The organism is Caulobacter sp. SSI4214, assembly GCF_012184455.1.
GTDB lineage: Bacteria > Pseudomonadota > Alphaproteobacteria > Caulobacterales > Caulobacteraceae > Caulobacter > Caulobacter vibrioides_E.
The window spans coordinates 1-16,318 of record NZ_SZWJ01000094.1; the positions used below are offsets into that span (position 1 = coordinate 1).

Annotated in this window: 14 protein-coding genes and 1 pseudogene; 13 read left to right on the forward strand and 2 right to left on the reverse strand. The window is 65.4% G+C overall.

Annotated features, from left to right (window positions below):
- The 13 genes and pseudogenes from FCU40_RS19455 to FCU40_RS19515 form a co-directional block, all read left to right on the forward strand.
- A pseudogene (locus tag FCU40_RS19455) lies at positions 1–112 on the forward strand (S-formylglutathione hydrolase); the annotation flags it as partial.
- A 70-nt stretch (positions 113–182) separates the two neighbouring features.
- A complete protein-coding gene (gene moaA, locus FCU40_RS19460) occupies positions 183–1,253 on the forward strand; it encodes a GTP 3',8-cyclase MoaA (RefSeq protein WP_241693654.1) in 1,071 nt (356 codons plus the stop codon).
- 105 nt (positions 1,254–1,358) lie between these two features.
- Positions 1,359–3,356: a TonB-dependent receptor gene (locus tag FCU40_RS19465; protein ID WP_168077212.1), complete on the forward strand. Its 1,998-nt coding sequence runs from the start codon at positions 1,359–1,361 to the stop codon at positions 3,354–3,356.
- A gap of 398 nt (positions 3,357–3,754) precedes the next feature.
- Positions 3,755–5,548, forward strand: coding sequence for a methanol/ethanol family PQQ-dependent dehydrogenase (locus FCU40_RS19470; protein WP_168077214.1), 1,794 nt, complete (start codon positions 3,755–3,757; stop codon positions 5,546–5,548).
- A 102-nt stretch (positions 5,549–5,650) separates the two neighbouring features.
- Positions 5,651–6,124, forward strand: a complete 474-nt coding sequence (locus FCU40_RS19475) for a c-type cytochrome (protein ID WP_168077216.1) — start codon at positions 5,651–5,653, stop codon at positions 6,122–6,124.
- Between the two features lie 2 nt (positions 6,125–6,126).
- Positions 6,127–6,948, forward strand: a complete 822-nt coding sequence (locus FCU40_RS19480; RefSeq protein ID WP_168077218.1) for a quinoprotein dehydrogenase-associated putative ABC transporter substrate-binding protein — start codon at positions 6,127–6,129, stop codon at positions 6,946–6,948.
- Positions 6,945–7,283: a hypothetical protein gene (locus tag FCU40_RS19485; protein WP_168077220.1), complete on the forward strand. Its 339-nt coding sequence runs from the start codon at positions 6,945–6,947 to the stop codon at positions 7,281–7,283. The genes FCU40_RS19480 and FCU40_RS19485 overlap by 4 nt, the downstream gene beginning before the upstream one ends.
- Before the next feature lie 47 nt (positions 7,284–7,330).
- The gene (locus tag FCU40_RS19490) at positions 7,331–7,759 is read left to right on the forward strand and encodes a cytochrome c family protein (RefSeq protein WP_168077222.1); all 429 of its coding nucleotides are present in this window, start codon (positions 7,331–7,333) and stop codon (positions 7,757–7,759) included.
- 35 nt (positions 7,760–7,794) lie between these two features.
- A complete protein-coding gene (locus FCU40_RS19495) occupies positions 7,795–8,346 on the forward strand; it encodes a hypothetical protein (RefSeq protein ID WP_168077224.1) in 552 nt (183 codons plus the stop codon).
- 33 nt (positions 8,347–8,379) lie between these two features.
- Positions 8,380–9,399 carry a hypothetical protein gene (locus FCU40_RS19500; RefSeq protein ID WP_168077226.1) on the forward strand — a complete coding sequence of 340 codons (1,020 nt, stop codon included), beginning with the start codon at positions 8,380–8,382 and terminating at the stop codon, positions 9,397–9,399.
- Positions 9,400–9,409: 10 nt separating this feature from the next.
- The gene (gene fdhD / locus FCU40_RS19505) at positions 9,410–10,303 is read left to right on the forward strand and encodes a formate dehydrogenase accessory sulfurtransferase FdhD (RefSeq protein WP_206677355.1); all 894 of its coding nucleotides are present in this window, start codon (positions 9,410–9,412) and stop codon (positions 10,301–10,303) included.
- Positions 10,300–12,621 (forward strand): FdhF/YdeP family oxidoreductase, encoded by a 2,322-nt coding sequence (locus FCU40_RS19510; RefSeq protein ID WP_241693655.1) that lies wholly within the window; start codon positions 10,300–10,302, stop codon positions 12,619–12,621. Before fdhD ends, FCU40_RS19510 begins: the two co-directional genes overlap by 4 nt.
- 307 nt (positions 12,622–12,928) lie before the next feature.
- Positions 12,929–14,680, forward strand: coding sequence for a methyl-accepting chemotaxis protein (locus tag FCU40_RS19515; RefSeq protein ID WP_168077228.1), 1,752 nt, complete (start codon positions 12,929–12,931; stop codon positions 14,678–14,680).
- A gap of 185 nt (positions 14,681–14,865) precedes the next feature.
- Here the strand turns inward: FCU40_RS19515 and FCU40_RS19520 are convergent, their stop codons facing one another.
- Positions 14,866–15,762: an alpha/beta hydrolase-fold protein gene (locus FCU40_RS19520; protein WP_168077230.1), complete on the reverse strand. Its 897-nt coding sequence runs from the start codon at positions 15,760–15,762 to the stop codon at positions 14,866–14,868.
- A 97-nt stretch (positions 15,763–15,859) separates the two neighbouring features.
- Positions 15,860–16,318, reverse strand: a 459-nt coding sequence (locus tag FCU40_RS19525) for a hypothetical protein (protein ID WP_206677356.1), incomplete at its 5' end; no start/stop codon positions are given.

Genomic DNA, 16,318 nt, shown 5'->3' on the forward strand with positions numbered 1-16,318 from the left:
CCGCAAGGTCACGGTCCGGCGTCAGGAAGGCTACGACCACAGCTACTTCTTCATGACCACCTTCATCGGCGACCACGTGGCCTGGCACGCGGGCAAGGGCTTGAAGGCCTAGGGGCGGCGGGCCTTGCGCGGCGGAGCGGTTCGACGGCCAAGACGCGGACCAGAACGGCAATAGGGTGGGGATGCGAAATCAAGATGTCCGGCTATCGCCTGAAGACTCCCCCTTCGGCGTAACGCGTTTGTCGGGGCGGTCTTCCCGAACGCCAAGACTGATCGATGGCCTTGGTCGGGCGGTGACCTATCTGCGCGTCTCGATCACGGACCGCTGCGACCTGCGCTGCACCTACTGCATGGCCGAGCACATGACCTTCCTGCCGAGGTCGGAGGTTCTGGACATCGAGGAGCTGGATCGGGTCGCCTCGACCTTCATCGATCTGGGCGTGCGCAAGCTGCGGCTCACGGGCGGCGAGCCGCTGGTGAGGCGCGGCGCCATGGACCTGGTCGAGCGCCTCTCGCGACATCTGTCCAGCGGCGATCTGGACGAACTGACCTTGACGACGAACGGCACCCAACTGGCCCGTTTCGCGTCAGACCTGGCCCGTTTCGGCGTCAAGAGGATCAACGTGTCCCTGGATACGCTAAGGCCAGACCTCTTTCGGCGACTGACGCGCGGCGGCGACCTTTCCAAGGTGCTGGCGGGCGTCGACGCGGCCTTGGCCTGTGGTCTGCGGGTCAAGATCAACACCGTGGCGCTCAAGCGCGACAACGCCGAGGAGCTGCCGCGTCTGATCCAGTGGGCCCATGGCCTGGGCGCGGACATCACGCTGATCGAGGCCATGCCGCTGGGCGAGGTGGACGTCAGCCGCGTGGATCAGCATCTGTCCTTGGGAGATGTGCGAGACAATCTCGCGTCCTTCTGGACCCTGACGGATCTGGATTACGCCACGGGCGGTCCCGCGCGCTATGTTCGGGTCGAGGAAACCGGCGGCCGACTGGGTCTGATCACGCCGCTCAGCCACAATTTCTGCGGGGACTGCAACCGCGTGCGCCTAACGTGCACGGGCGTCCTGCACACGTGCCTGGGCCGGGAAGACGCAAGCGACCTCAGGGCGGTGCTGCGAACGAGCGAGGGCGATCGGGCGCTGCGCGAGGCGATCCTCGAGGCCATCGGCGCCAAGGCTCTGGGTCACGCGTTCCAGATCGCCGACCGAAAGCCCGCCCTCGCGCGGCACATGTCCGTGACGGGCGGCTGACGCCCTCTTCACGCACACCTCCGCGCCGCCAGGGTGCGACATTCTCACGCTTTGAGAGCGGTCTGAAATCGAACTACCAAATAGCGTCGTTATGTGGAGTACCCGATGCCTCTGGACATCCCGCCGCCCGTCGACGCGGTGGTCGTGACAGCCGCGCGTTTACCGGCGCCGCTCGCGGACGCCGCGTTCTCGATCGCGCGGGTTGATGGCGAAGATCTGGCCAGGGCGTCCCGCGTTGACGAAGCGATCACCGCCACGCCCGGCGTGTCGCTGTTCCGGCGCACCTCCAGTCTCTCGGCCAATCCCACGACTCAGGGCGTCAGCCTGCGTGGCATCGCGCCGTCTGGCGCCGGTCGCGCGCTGGTCTTGCTGGACGGCGTTCCTCTAAACGATCCGTTCGGCGGCTGGGTGATCTGGTCGCAGCTGGCCCCGTCCGCCGTTTCGGGCGCCGATATCGTCCGGGGCGCGGGCGCGGGGCCCTATGGCGCGGGGGCGCTCACGGGCGTCATCAGCCTCCGCGAACGCGACGCCGGCGGAGCGTTCGAACTGGCGCGGGCGCAACGCGGCGAGGTCGATGCTTCTGGCGACGGCGTGGTCAAGCTGGGTCAGGCTCAGGTGTATGGCGCGCTGTCTTTTCAGGACTCCGATGGGTACACGCCGGTGCGAGGCCCCGCTCGGGGCGCGGCCGACACCAAGACCTCCCTGACGACAAGAAGCGCTTCCGTGCGCGTCGACGCGCCCACCGGGCTGGGAACCCTGTCGGTCCGCGCCAGCACGTTCGACGACAAGCGCGGCGCGGGTTTGGCTGGGGCCAACGCCAACGCTTCGGGCGATATTCTAAGCGCCACCCTGGTCCAGGCTCCGCGAGGCCGTCGTCCGGGCTGGCGGCTGCAGGTCTGGCGTCAGAGCAGCGATCTTTTCAACAGCTCGGTGGCGGTGGCCGCCAATCGCGCCTCGACGACGCCCGCTAACAGCCAGGACAGGACGCCGGCCGTCGGCGAGGGCGCCAATCTGGCTATCCGACTTCAGTCCGGCGCTCTGCAATGGGAAGTCGGGGCTGACGCGCGACGCAACAAGGGCGAGGAGCGCGAGCGGTTTCGCTATCTGAATGGCGCTTACAACAGTCAGCGCACGGCGGGCGGCGAGACCTCCGTGGCCGGGGTCTATGTCGACGGCGCCTGGCAGGCGGGAACATGGCTCGTGGCCGGCGGGCTGCGCGCCGATCACTGGGAGAGCCGAGGCGGCTACCGCGTCGAGCGGTCGCTGATCACCGGCGCGCTTCTCCTCAACGAGACGCCCGCCGATCGGCAAGGCGACTTGATGAGTTTCCGTCTGGGCGCGCGCAAGACGCTGGAGGGCGGCGCGACCTTGCGGGCCGCCGCCTACAGCGGATTTCGGCCTCCGACCCTCAACGAACTCCACCGGCCCTTTCGGGTCGGCAACGATGTGACCGAGTCCAATCCAAGCCTGAAGCCCGAGGCGCTGAAGGGCCTTGAACTCGGCTTTGGGCGCGACGGCGCGACGGGCCGAGGCGAGGTGACGGTGTTTTGGAACCGCATCGAGGATGCGATCGCCAATGTCACGATCGGCGTTGGACCGGGGACCTTCCCCCGCGCGGGCTTCATTCCCGCCGGTGGGGTCCTGCGCCAGCGCCTCAACATATCGGCCATCGAGGCTGTCGGGGTGGAGGGGCAAGCTCGGCGCGAAGTGGCCGGCGTTGTCTTGAGGGCGGCTTTCGCGGTCACCGACGCCCGGGTCGTGGGCGCTGGCCTGGCGCCTCAGCTGGAAGGAAAGCGTCCGGCGCAGGCGCCGATCTGGAGCGCCACGGCGGGCCTTACCGCGCCGCTCGCCGCCAAGCTCTCCTTGGACATGGACGTCACCTACGAAGGCAAACGGTTCGAGGACGATCTCAATAGCAGGATCCTGTCGCCGGCCGCCAAGATCGACGCCCGCCTGGAATGGCGGCCCACGCCTCATGCGCGGATCTATCTAGCGGCCGATAATTTGTTGGATAAGAATGTCGAGGTTTCGCGCACGGTGGATGGCATAGCTGGCCTCGACGCGCCGCGAACCGTGCGACTGGGAATCGGATACTCATATTAGGGAGAGGCGCGGGGCTAGAATTCACTAAAGATTGAAAATATAAAGCATACCACTATTTCGATTTGAACTTTATATTAATTTTGTAATTTTTAGATGATCCAAATTTTTGAATTTTGTTTCACATTGTATTTACCTTATGCATTATTTCTAGAAAATAGATTCTACATCAATATAAATTCATAGTTGTGAGTGCTTGATTCGTGCAATCCATGGTGCGCGAAGCTAGCTTTAGGGTCTCCTTTACTCTTTTGGAAATTTAGACTTTTCCGGCTTTATTCTTGTCTGCGGCAAAATGCCACCGAAGGGGGGTATTGTGGTTGCGGGCCACGGCGTTACGACTGAGGTGAAGTAAAACTGTACTGGCGTAGATCAGAAAAAACCGATCTAGGGAAACGCTCATGAGAAACGGAACCTTTTCACGTCTGGCCTTGGCCCTGGCGTTTTCAGCCGCCACTGCATCCGCCGCGTTCGCGAATGATGAGCTTCAGGCGCTGCAAAAAGACGCCAACCAGTGGGTGATGCCGCTGGGGAACTATTCAGGCACGCGCTACAGCGAGCTGGCTCAAATCAACAAGGACAACGTCAAGGACCTGCGCGTCGCCTGGAGCTTCTCCACGGGCGTGCTGCGCGGGCACGAGGGCGGCCCGCTGGTCATCGGCAATATGATGTACGTACACTCGCCGTTCCCGAACAAGGTCTTCGCGCTCGACCTCTCTCGTAACGGCGCCATCGCCTGGAGTTACGAGCCCAAGCAGGACAACAAGACGATCGCGGTGATGTGCTGCGACACCGTCAACCGCGGCGTCGCCTACGCCGATGGCAAGATCTTCCTTCATCAAGCCGACACGACCCTGGTGGCGCTCGACGCCAAGACCGGCGCTGTCGTCTGGTCGGTGAAGAACGGCGATCCCAACAAGGGCGAGACCGGCACCGCCGCGCCTTTCGTCGTGGGCGACAAGGTTCTGATCGGCAACAGCGGCGGCGAGTTCGGCGTCCGCGGCCACATGACGGCCTACGACCTCAAGACCGGCAAGCTGATCTGGCGCGCCTATTCGTCGGGCCCCGACGCCGACACCCTGATCGATCCGGTCAAGACCACGTCGATGGGCAAGCCGGTCGGCAAGGACTCCGGCATGGCCGGCTGGAAGGGCGACCAGTGGAAGCTCGGCGGCGGCACGACCTGGGGCTGGACCAGCTATGACCCCAAGACCAACCTGATCTACTACGGTTCGGGCAACCCTGGCGCCTGGAACCCGGTGCAACGCCCCGGCGACAACCGCTGGTCGATGTCGATCTTCGCGCGCGACGCCAACACCGGCAAGGCCAAGTGGATCTATCAAATGACGCCCCACGACGAGTGGGACTACGACGGCGTCAACGAAATGATCCTGGTCGACAAGCCCATCAAGGGCAAGACGCGCAACCTCCTGGTCCACTTCGACCGCAATGGTTTCGCCTACACGCTCGATCGCGTGACCGGCGAGCTGATCAGCGGCGAGAAGTTCGATCCCGCCGTCAATTGGGCCTCGTCCATCGACATCAAGACCGGCCTGCCGCAACGCGTCGCCAAGTACTCGACCGAGGGGAATGGCGAAGATGTGGTCACCGAGGGCGTGTGCCCCGCCGCGCTTGGCTCGAAGGACCAACAACCGGCCGCCTATAGCCCGAAGACCGGCCTGTTCTACATCCCCGGCAACCATGTCTGCATGAACTACGAGCCGACCAAGGTCGCCTACGTGGCGGGGTCGCCCTATGTGGGCGCCAACCTGACCATGTTCCCGCCGAAGGGCGAGACGAACCTCGGTCGTTTCGCGGCCTTCGACGCCGAAAGCAACAAGGTCGTCTGGGAGGCCAAGGAACCCTTCTCGGTCTGGAGCGGCGCCCTGGCCACGGCCGGCGACATCGTCTTCTACGGCACCATGGAAGGCTATCTGAAGGCGGTCGACGCCAAGACCGGCAAGGAACTTTACAAGTTCAAGACGCCGTCGGGCATCATCGGCAACATCAACACCTATACCTATAACGGCAAGCAGTACGTGGCGGTGCTTTCGGGCGTCGGCGGCTGGGCGGCGATCGGCATGGCCGCGGGCCTGTCGGGCGACCAGGAAGGTCTGGGCGCGGTCGGCGCTTACCGCAGCTTGTCCCAATACACCAACCTGGGCGGCGCCTTGACGGTGTTCGAACTGCCCTAGGTCTCGACCCTTGCCCCGCGTGTCGCGGCTGGCGACGCGCGGGGTCTTCGCGATCCTTGAGAGGTCGCCGTTTGCTTGGTTCTTGTGAAGTTGGGGAGCGTCATGAAGCCTTTTCTGAAGTTGACGGCTAGCGCGGCGACGGCGCTGATTTTCTTGTCGGGAGCCAATCCAAGTTTCGCGCGCGCGCCGCAGGCCGCGGCGACGGGCGACGCGGCGGCGCAGAGCGCGCCCACGGCGTCATGGCCGGAGTTCAGCGGTTACAAGCGGTATCACGGCAACTGTTCGGTGTGTCACGGCTTCGACGGCCTCGGCGGCACCTTCGCGCCGAACCTGACGAAATCCCTCAAGACGCTCGACCACGACGCCTTCATGGAGGTTCTGGTCAACGGTCGTCAGAACGGAAATCTCGCGATGCCCGCGTTCGGCGCCGACCCGAACGTGATGTGTTTCGCCGAAGACATTTACACCTATCTGAAGGCCCGCTCCGACGACAAGCTCGGTCGGGGTCGGCCTTCGCCGCAACCCAAGAAGCCGGCGGATGTCGCCGCGGCGGAAAACGCCTGCTTGGGCCTGTAGCCGTGCCCAAGGTCTCTCGCTTCGCGGCGCTCGGGCTGCTGCTGATGCTGACGACGCCGTCGTTGGTCTCGGCGGCGGATCGGGTCGAGGCGCTCGATCGCACGGCCTTGCGCGTCTGCGCCAGCCCGGGATCCAAGCCGTTCGCCAGCGAAGACGGCGACGGCGTGGAGAACAAGATCGCGGCGCTGTTCGCCAAGGACCTTGGCGTCGAGGTCCAGTATACTTGGTTCCCCAGCGGGATCGGCTTCTATCGCCGGACCCTGAACGCGCGGCGCTGCGACATCGTCATGGGCGCCGCCGTCGGCCTCGAGACCGCCCAGTCGACCATTCCCTACTATCGTTCGAGCTATGTGGTGGTGACGCGGTCGTCCGATAACATTTCGGCGTCCGACCTGAGCGACGCGGCCCTGCGCGGCAAGCGCGTCGGCGTGCAGTCCCTGACGCCGGGCGCCGACCTCGTCCTGGCGGCGGGGCTGATGGATACCGCTCGCGTCTACGACCTCGTCGTCGATGAGCGCCTGGATTCGGTCGGCGAGCGCATGATCAAGGATCTGGCCGACAAGAAGATCGACGCCGTCGTGATCTGGGGTCCGATCGGGGGGTATTTCGCGGGTCTGCGCCCCGGGCAATTCCGCGTGACACGGCTGGCGGCGCGTCCTGGACAGCCGCCCCTCGTCTTTGACATCGGGATGTCCGTGCGCTTCGGCGAGCCGAAATGGAAGCGTCGCGTGGAGCAGTTCATCCGCGCGAACCGCGAGCCCATCGCCCAGATCCTGACCAGCTACAACTTTCCGCTGCTGCCGATCCCGGAGACCAAGCCATGATCTGGCCCCTCATGATCGCCGCCATCGCCGTCGCGGCGCCCGTCTCCAAGCCTCTTCAAGGCAATGGCTATCCGACCGAGGTGTCGGCCGACTACGTCCTGGGCTGCATGGCCGCCAATGGGCAGACGCAGGACATGCTGCGGCGCTGCGCCTGCAGCATCGACACGATCGCGGCGGTCGTGCCGTTCGAGACCTACGAACAGGCCGAGACGATCCTGCGCATGCGCCAGGCCACGGGCCAGGCCGCGAGCCTTTTTCGAGAAACGCCCGCGCTGAAGGACGTGGTCGATCGTCTGCGCGCGGCGCAGGTCGAGGCCGACTTCCGATGCTTTTGAAATCTCGGGCATCCCGCCCATTCTCAATCCTGGAGCGAAGTGAGACCATGAAATTCACGACCGCGATCTTTGGCCTCGCGTCGGCGCGCAAGCTGGGCGTTATCGCGTTGGCGGGCCTGGCGTCAGGTCTTCTGGGCGCGGAAACCGCGGCGGCTCAAGCGGCCGGGGATCCGGTCCAGGGCAAGGCGACGTTCGCCCGCTGCGGCATCTGCCACACCGTCGAGGTCGGCAAGAACAAGATCGGGCCAAGCCTGGCGGGCGTGGTCGGGCGCAAGGCGGGAACGCTCGCCGGCTACAACTACTCCACCGCGATGGCCGGCAGCGGCGTCACGTGGACGCCCGCCGTTCTCGATAAATATCTGACCAAGCCGCAAGATGTCGTCCCGGGCACCAAGATGATCTTCCCCGGCCTGCCCAACGCGGTCGATCGCGCCAATATCATCGCCTATCTCAAGAAGCCGGACGCCGTGAAATGAGGCTTATCGGTTTCGTCGCCGCCGGGCTCTTGTTGATGGCGGGGCCCGCTTGGGCCCAGTCTTCCGCCTCGACCGATGCGGGATGGCCCTGTGACGTCGAGCCGAAGGCCAAGCTTGAGCTGTCCGATTACTGGAAGCCGCCGGTCGCGTCGGGGGCCTGGCGATCGAACGCCGAGGTCGCGTCGCTGGTCTCGGACGTCGCGCCGCGACGGGTCGCGCAGGACGAGGCCGTCGCGCGGCTCTCCGCCCTCGCGACGCGTCCGGCGGCGTTTCGCGGGCTTGTCGCCGCGGGCTTGGTGGAGACGATCGACGCCGAACGGCATTCGATCATCGTGGGCATAAAGCGTTTCAACGCTCGGCAGGCCCTGCTGGCGACGCGCATCGAAAGCAGCTACGCCCAGCTGGAAGCGCCGAAGGGCGCGCCGGTCGAGGCCAGCAAGGCGGCGCTCGAGGAGCAGGCCGAATGGGATACGCGAATCTTCGAGGATCGGCAGAAGATGCTGCCGGTCATTTGTCGGCAACCCGCCGTCCTCGAGGCTCGCCTTGGCGCCTTGATCAGTGCTTTGAAATCCACGCCCAAGCCCTGAAAACGGGGCGGCGTTATGGGGAGGGGCTTGGAAATGCGTAAGATCTTGATCAGCGCTCTGGCTTTGCTGTCGGCCTACAGCTGCGGCCCGAAGCCGTCGTCGCCAGCGGCGCCCGCCTATCTGATCTATGTCACCAACGAGCGTTCGGGCGACGTCAGCATCATCGATCCCGAGACCCGGCGCGAAGTCGGCCGGATGGCCATCGGCAAGCGCCCGCGCGGTTTGGTCATAAGCCCCGACAAGCGCTTCCTCTATGTCGCGGTGAGCGGCTCGCCGATCGGTGGGCCTGGCGTCGACGAGTCCGCCTTGCCGCCCCCCGACAAGGCGGCCGATGGGATCGTGGTCATCAATCTGGCCAGTCGTCAGGTCGTCAAGACCCTGCGCGGCGTCTCCGATCCCGAGCAGATCGCGATCAGCCCGGACGGCGAACGCCTGTATGTCGCGAGCGAGGATTCCGGCAAGCTGCTGGTGATTTCGCGCGGCGGCGAGATCCTGTCCGAGATCGCCGTGGGCGGCGAACCCGAAGGCCTCTCGGTCTCGCCCAAGGGCGACACGATCTTGGCGACGTCCGAGGAGGAGCATACGGTCTCGATCCTTCGCGGGCAGCCCTTGGCGGCCGTGGCGCGGGTCGAGGTCGGCGCGCGGCCGCGCAACGCGGTCTTCGTGAACGATACAAAGGCGGTCGTGCCCGGCGAAAACGACGCCTCCTTGAGCGTGGTGGATCTCGCGGCGGCCAAGCGCCTTCGGACGATCGCCTTGCCCAAGTCCGATCGGCCGATGGGCGTGGTCAAGTGGGACGATCACAGCATTCTGGTCACCACCGGGCGCGGCGGTCGGCTGGTTCGGGTCGACCTGGACGCTTCCGGAGAGTCTGTCGTGGCGTCCGCCGCCGTGGGGCCTCGGCCCTGGGGCTTGGCGGTTTCGCCCGACCGGAAGCTGGCGGTCACCGCCAATGGATCCTCGAATGACATAACGCTGGTGGACCCCGTCACCTTCAAGGTGCTGGGCCATATCGCGGTCGGGAAGGGGCCTTGGGGTGTCGCGGCGGGCTAGGGCGACGACCATGGCGGCCGCTGAGCCGCCCCGGCGGTTCTCGGCGACCGTCGACTCGGAGCCGCTGCGCGTGAGAGCTGGCGAGACGGCGCGCGCTCCGCGTCGCCTGGCCGAGGAAACCGCGATCGCGATCGTTCACAACGCCTCGACCTACGCCGTGATGATGGCGACCCCGGACGATGTCGAGGATTTCGCGATCGGCTTTAGCCTGACCGAAGGCGTGATCTCGTCGCCGGCCGATGTGGAGCGGCTCGAGGTGGTCGAGAGCGCTTTCGGCCTTGAGGCTCGCCTATGGCTCCCCCCTGAACTTCAGAGCCTTCTGACGGCGCGCCGACGTCGGCTGGCCGGCCCGACGGGCTGCGGTTTATGCGGAATTGAAAGCCTCGAGGAGGCCATGCGGCCGCCGAGGCTCGCGCCGACGGGCGATCTTTCCGTCACCGCCGACGACCTCATCGCCGCCATGACGGGGCTCGCGCGGGCTCAGGCGCTGGGCGCGGCGACCCGGGCCGCTCACGCCGCAGCCCTGTGGCGACCCGCCGGCGGCCTGGTCGCCGTGCGTGAGGATGTCGGGCGCCATAACGCCTTGGACAAGCTCGCGGGGGCCTTGGCGCGCGCTGGGGAGACGGCCGAGGGGGTTGTCCTGCTGACCAGTCGGGTCTCGGTGGAGATGGTCCAGAAGGCCGCCGCCATGGGCGCCAATTTCATCGCGGCCGTTTCCGCGCCTACGGCCTTGGCCGTTCGCATGGCCGAGGCGGCCGGCATAACCCTGGCCGCCGTCGTGCGCGAGGACGGCTTCGAGGTCTTCTCCCATCCGCGACGGATTGTCGCGAGTCCCCCGTCCTGGCCTCCAGGCATACTCGAACACCCATCGATCCTAGAAGAAGAGCAGCGGGCTGAACGATGACCGAAGAGCAAAAGGCCGCGAAATCGCAAACGTCTTCCGTGGAAGGGGTCGGGGAGTACGACAAGGCCGCGGGCGGCTGGGGCGCGCTGGCCAGCGTCGCCAGCGTCCTCAATCGGCAGGAGGTGGTCCTGGCCGGGGCGAAAACCCTCCTCCGCGCCAACCAGCCCGAGGGCTTCGACTGTCCAGGGTGCGCTTGGCCCGATCCAAAGCACACGTCGTCCTTCGAGTTCTGCGAGAACGGGGCCAAGGCCGTCGCCTGGGAGTCGACGCCCAAGCGCGTGACGCCGGACTTCTTCGCCCAGCACACCGTTTCCGAGCTGCGGACGTGGAGCGATCACGCGCTGGAGGATTTCGGCCGGCTGACCCACCCGATGGTCTACGACGCCGCGACCGACAAATATGTGCCGATCGACTGGGCGACCGCGTTCGCGCGCATCGGCGAGAATTTGCGCGCGCTCGATGATCCCAACAAGGCCGAGTTCTATGCGTCGGGCCGCGCGTCCAACGAGGCGGCCTTCCTGTTCCAGCTGATGGGGCGGGCCTTTGGGACCAACAATTTCCCCGACTGCTCGAACATGTGCCACGAGCCGACGAGCGTCGCCTTGCCGCCGGTGATCGGCATGGGCAAGGGCTCGGTCAGTCTCGACGATTTCCAGACTTGCGACGCCATTTTCAGTTTCGGGCATAATCCCGGCACCAACCACCCGCGGATGATGAGCACCCTGCGGGAGGCGGCGCGGCGCGGCTGCAAGATCGTCGTGTTCAATCCCTTCAAGGAGCGGGCGCTGGAGCGGTTCACCTCGCCGCAGAGCGTGGTGGAGATGACGACGGGCGGATCGACGCCCATCGCCTCCCACTACTACCAGGTTGGCGTTGGGGGCGACGGCGCGGCCCTTCAGGGGATCATGAAGGCGCTGCTGGAAGCCGATCGGGCGGATATCGCCGGCGGCGGCCCGGGCTTCCTGGATCGCGATTTCATAGCCGAGCACACGCTTGGCTTCGACGCCTTGAGGGCGCACCTGGAAGCCCTGGAATGGTCGGAGATCGAAGCCGTCTCGGCCCTGACGCGAGCCAGGCTTGAAGAGGCCGCGCTGATCTATCGGCGGGCGAAATCGGTGATCGTCTGCTACGGCATGGGGATCACGCAGCATCGCAGCAGTTCCAGCGTGATCCAGCAGATCGCGAATCTTCTGCTGATGCGCGGCAACATCGGGCGCGCCGGGGCCGGCATTTGTCCCGTGCGCGGCCATTCCAACGTCCAAGGCGCCAGAACGGTCGGCGTGGCCGAGAAGCCGTCGGAAGCGCTGCTGGCGTCGATGGATCGCGTCTTTGGGCTAAAATCGCCGCGCGCTCATGGCCATACGGTGGTCGAGATGATCGCGGCCGCCCGGAGCGGCGCCGTCAAGGCGCTGATCAGCCTGGGGGGCAATCTGGCCGCCGCCGCCCCGGATCCGGAAGTCACGCACGCGGCGCTTCAGAAGCTTGATCTGACCGTCAACATCGCCACCAAGCTCAACAGAAGCCACCTGCTTTTCGGCCGCGAGAGCTTTCTGCTGCCCTGCCTGGGGCGCACCGAGTCGGACGTCCAGGCCACGGGCGTTCAAGCCGTCACGGTCGAGGATTCCATGGCGATGGTGCACGCCTCCCGCGGCACGAACACGCCGGCGTCGGAGCATCTCATGTCGGAGCCGGCCATCGTCGCCGGCATCGCCAAGGCCGCCCTGGGTGATCATCCGGTCGATTGGGAGTGGTGCGTCGCCGACTACAGCCGGATCCGGGACTTGATCGAGGCGGTCTTCCCGGTCGACTTCGCTAACTATAACGCCAGGGTTCTCCAGCCGGGCGGCTTCCGTCTGCCTCTGCCGCACGCCGAGCGGAACTGGAAGACCGCGTCGGGCAAGGCGCACTTCGCCGCCTTCAAGGCCGACGGCGAGGACCCCCGGCGCGGCGACCCGTCTGTGCTTCTCCTGAGCTCTATCCGCAGTCACGATCAATATAATACGACGATATATGGAAATAGTGATCGATATCGCGGCGTCTTTTCGCGTCGAGATGTCGTCTTCATGTCTCCCGAAGACCAGAATGCGTTGGGGCTAAAGCAGGGTGACAAGGTTGATATAGTTTCTGCGTTCACGCCGGAGGATGGCGTTGAGCGCTGCGTTTCTGGATTTACAGTGGTTTCGAAAGATATCCCGGCGGGATCCATTGCCGCTTACTATCCCGAGGTCAATCGGGTCATCGTCCTGGAGGACCGAGATCAATTCAGTGGAACACCGGCCTATAAGTCGGCGCCAGTCCGTATCCGGAAGTCTCTATAGGTCTGTAAAAATAAACAGATTTTCGGATTTTTGGTCGTACCGGTTGGTGTGAGTCTATCTTGCAATCCTGGATGCCTGGCCGGTCCATATTACTCAAAGTGGGCTCGAATTTCCCGGTGTGGCAATCTGACACTATCCTCTTAACTGCTCTATTAACCACTATACATCAAACTGAGCCTTCAAATCGTGGTTGGATCTCTTTGAGCGAAGGCTCGGGGTGAAAAGCTCTGTGGGGGGACACATGTCGAAAACGGTCGGCCGAAAGGACAAGGGCTCTTCCTTTTCGGGAGTTGTGTCCGGGGCCGTCATGGCGCTCGGCGTCGGCGTGTGTGTTCTGGTCCCCCTAGCCGCCCGGAAACTCGGGTTCGGCGAACCCTATGGCCTGGCCGCGGCGGCGATCGCCACGGCCGCGCTGCTGGTCGTCGCGCGACGGTTCTCGACGGGTGTCGTGGGCGGCAACGCGTCCTTGGACAAGATCGCGGCGACCCTGATCGAGACCGCTGAAAAAGCGACCGAAGCCGAAATGCTGACCTTGGCGCAGCATAGCCTGGATAAGAACCTGCAGATTCTTCAGACCGCCCTGCGCGAGTGCGGTGAAGCCCGGGTGGTCAATGGCGTCCTGTACTATGGTCAGCGCCGGATCAATGACGACGTCGAGATCGTCGATTCCGTTCGGCAGAGCGCCGGCGGCACGGCGACCGTTTTCCTGGGCGATCTTCGGATCGCCACGAACGTCCTGAAGCCAGACGGGTCTCGCGCGGTGGGCACGCGCCTCACGGCCGAGAAGGTCATCGAGACCGTGCTGAAGCAAGGCAAGGTGTTTCGCGGCGAAGCGGAAATCCTGGGCGAGGCCTATTACACGATCTACGAGCCCATTCTGAGCGACGGGAAAGTGGTCGGCATTCTCTATGTCGGGGTTCGAAAGGCCGAATTCGCGGCTCAGCATGGGGACGACCTGGGTTCGGCCGGCGCCGCCGAAGCGGTGAATCGCGCCCTGCTGGCGCTCCAGCGCTCCGCCAAGACCCAAGCCGACACGGCGCGCGACGCCATCGTGCAGCGCCAGGAGGCCGAGGATCTGCGTCGCCAGCAAGAGGCGCGCCGCCAGGCGGTCGCGGCTGAACAGCGCCTCGTCGTGGAAGGTCTCTCGGCGGCCCTCGAGCGCTTGGCGCGAGGCGACCTGTCGATGCCGATCAAGGCCGTCTTTCCGGCGGAATATGAAAAGCTGCGCAGCGACTACAACACCACCTTGGAGAGCCTGCGTAATCTGATCGCCGAGATATCGGGCGGCGTCGGAAGCCTCAGCGAAGGCGCACGCGACATCAGCAGCGCGGCGGATCAGCTGGCCCATCGCACCGAGCAGCAGGCCGCCAGCCTGGAACAGACCGCGGCGGCGCTGAACGAGATCACCAACACCGTTCGCGCCACGTCGGCGGGCGCGGGTCAAGCCAAGACGGCGGTGGACATCGCTCATGGCGATGTCGAGCGCAGCGGGCAAACCATGATCGAAGCCGTGAACGCCATGGGGCGCATCGAAGCCTCGGCGCGCCAGATGGAACTGATCATCGCCACGATCGACGAGATCGCGTTCCAGACGAACCTTCTCGCGCTGAACGCCGGCGTCGAGGCGGCGCGCGCCGGGGAGTCCGGACGGGGCTTCGCCGTGGTCGCCCAGGAAGTGCGCGCGCTGGCCCAGCGGTCGGCGGGCGCGGCTCGGGAAATCAAGGGTCTGATTTCCAGCTCGAGCCAGCAAGTCTCGCTGGGCGCCGATCTGGTCAATGAAACCGGCGCGGCCCTGGGCAAGGTCGTCGATCAGGTCCGCGAGGTCTCTCGCTTGGTGTCCGAGATCGCCCGGTCGGCCGTTGAACAGACCAGTGGGTTGGACGAGGTGAATATCGCGGTCAATCAGATGGATCGGTTCACGCAGCAGAACGCCGCGATGGTCGAAGAGAGCACCGCGGCGAGCCACTCCATTCGCGCCGAGGCCAGCCGTCTCATGAGCAAGGTCTCGGTCTTCAAGCTATCCGAGGATCATGAGATCGCGTCTTCGGAGGCGGCCTAGAGCCTTATCCGCTCGAACGGAATCATTCGAGTGGAAAAATAACGCTATAAATCAAACATTTAAAGCGTGATAACCGCCGAAACCGTTCACACTTTCGGCTATCACGCTCTAGGCCCATTCCGATGTTCTAAACCTCTGAAGGTTATGCCTATTTGTCTGGTTTCGATGGCCCATCGAAACCAGACTCACCTCTGCAGGAAGTCCGCGACCGAGTTGACGTCCGTCGCGCAATGCCCGCCATACAGGGGCGTCCATTCGGTCTCGACGCCGTGCTCGTGGGCCGCGCGGGCCAGTCGCTCGGTTCCCTCGAAATTGCCGTAGGCGTCGTAGAGGCCGCAGGACAGGTAGAGCTTGGGATAGCGCGGCGTGGCTTTGTCGATCAGCGCCAGCGGGGACACGCGACGCCATTCGGCCTCGTCGGCGACATAGGTTCGCGCGAGGGTTCGCACGCCGAACGCGATCTTCGGGTTCGCGCCGGTGCGGCGCAGGGCGGCGGCCAGGGTCGACAGGCTGGAGAACGGCGAGTCGACATAGACGCCCGGACACAGGGCCGCGACCTTGGCGAACTCGGAAGGGTGCGAAAGGCCGGCCACGAGTACGTTCAGCCCACCCATCGACTCGCCCAGCAGCATCCGTCGCCGGGGCTGGCCGATCCGGGCTTCGATGGCGGGCAACCGGCGCATCACGTCGTCCAGCAGGCCGCTGTCGGCCTTGCCGCCCTTCGGGGTCAGCAGCCAGGTGGGGCCGTAGGACAGGGTGACGACCGTCGGCGCCGTCGCGCCCTGGGCCTGCCAGCGCGCCTGGAGCATGGCGGTGAAATAGGTGTCGTCGTTCCAGACGCCTTCGTTCAGGCCGCGCCCGTGCAAGTGATAGACGATGTCGCCGTTCACGCCGCCGACCGCCCGGTAGACGCAATAGCGCAGCGGCCCGTCGACGCCGCAGGTCTTGGCGGCCGGCTGGAAGACGACCTTCTGTTCGCCGCGCGTGCGGGTCAGTTCGGTCCAGCCGAACCAGAGCAGGGCGACGACCGCGAGCGCGGACAGCAGGTAGCGAGCCCGCTTTTCGAGGCGAGGTGCTTTCACGAGTTAGTCCTTTCAGGGGGAAGGAAGACGCGGGGCCGCGATCCGCGCGGATTTCGCGGTTGAAGCGTGCGCGGCGGGGACCCTGGCTTTGGGGGTCTTAAGGGGCCGACAGGCGCGGGTGGAGATTGGTCGGCGTCGGCTCGTCGACGGGGGCGGTGATGTCCGCGCTCGCGGGCCAGGGGACCTTGGGCGGCAGCATGGCCAGGCTCAGCAGATAGCCGATGATCGCGCTGCCGCCGTAGCCGATGACGGGGGTGGGGTAGGGACCGACGGCGGCGGCGGCCAAGGTCGAGCCCCAGACGGCGCCGAACGCCCCATAGGCGGCCAGCGCTCGGCCATCGCGTAGGCCGCCCAGCAGGCCTGGGGTCAGGAGCAGGCCCGTCGCGCCCAGCACTGTCAGCCCCAGCAGCGGATGGAGCTCGAACGCCGACGTCAGAACATCGTCGACGAACGGTGTCGCGGGCAGGGCCTCGGCGCGAGTCACCGCGACGTCGAAACCCGCCACGCCGCCCAGCAGGGCGATCAGGCCGAGCCGGTCGGGGCGGAGCGCCAGAGC

What these genes read in the sequence shown, in the direction of transcription:
- FCU40_RS19475 (WP_168077216.1), top strand. Translation starts at nt 5,651, where the DNA reads ATGAAGCCTTTTCTGAAGTTGACGGCTAGCGCGGCGACGGCGCTGATT.
- fdhD (WP_206677355.1), top strand. Translation starts at nt 9,410, where the DNA reads ATGGCGGCCGCTGAGCCGCCCCGGCGGTTCTCGGCGACCGTCGACTCG.
- FCU40_RS19465 (WP_168077212.1), top strand. Translation starts at nt 1,359, where the DNA reads ATGCCTCTGGACATCCCGCCGCCCGTCGACGCGGTGGTCGTGACAGCC.
- FCU40_RS19490 (WP_168077222.1), top strand. Translation starts at nt 7,331, where the DNA reads ATGAAATTCACGACCGCGATCTTTGGCCTCGCGTCGGCGCGCAAGCTG.
- FCU40_RS19500 (WP_168077226.1), top strand. Translation starts at nt 8,380, where the DNA reads ATGCGTAAGATCTTGATCAGCGCTCTGGCTTTGCTGTCGGCCTACAGC.
- FCU40_RS19495 (WP_168077224.1), top strand. Translation starts at nt 7,795, where the DNA reads ATGGCGGGGCCCGCTTGGGCCCAGTCTTCCGCCTCGACCGATGCGGGA.
- moaA (WP_241693654.1), top strand. Translation starts at nt 183, where the DNA reads ATGCGAAATCAAGATGTCCGGCTATCGCCTGAAGACTCCCCCTTCGGC.
- FCU40_RS19515 (WP_168077228.1), top strand. Translation starts at nt 12,929, where the DNA reads ATGGCGCTCGGCGTCGGCGTGTGTGTTCTGGTCCCCCTAGCCGCCCGG.
- FCU40_RS19485 (WP_168077220.1), top strand. Translation starts at nt 6,945, where the DNA reads ATGATCTGGCCCCTCATGATCGCCGCCATCGCCGTCGCGGCGCCCGTC.
- FCU40_RS19510 (WP_241693655.1), top strand. Translation starts at nt 10,300, where the DNA reads ATGACCGAAGAGCAAAAGGCCGCGAAATCGCAAACGTCTTCCGTGGAA.
- FCU40_RS19470 (WP_168077214.1), top strand. Translation starts at nt 3,755, where the DNA reads ATGAGAAACGGAACCTTTTCACGTCTGGCCTTGGCCCTGGCGTTTTCA.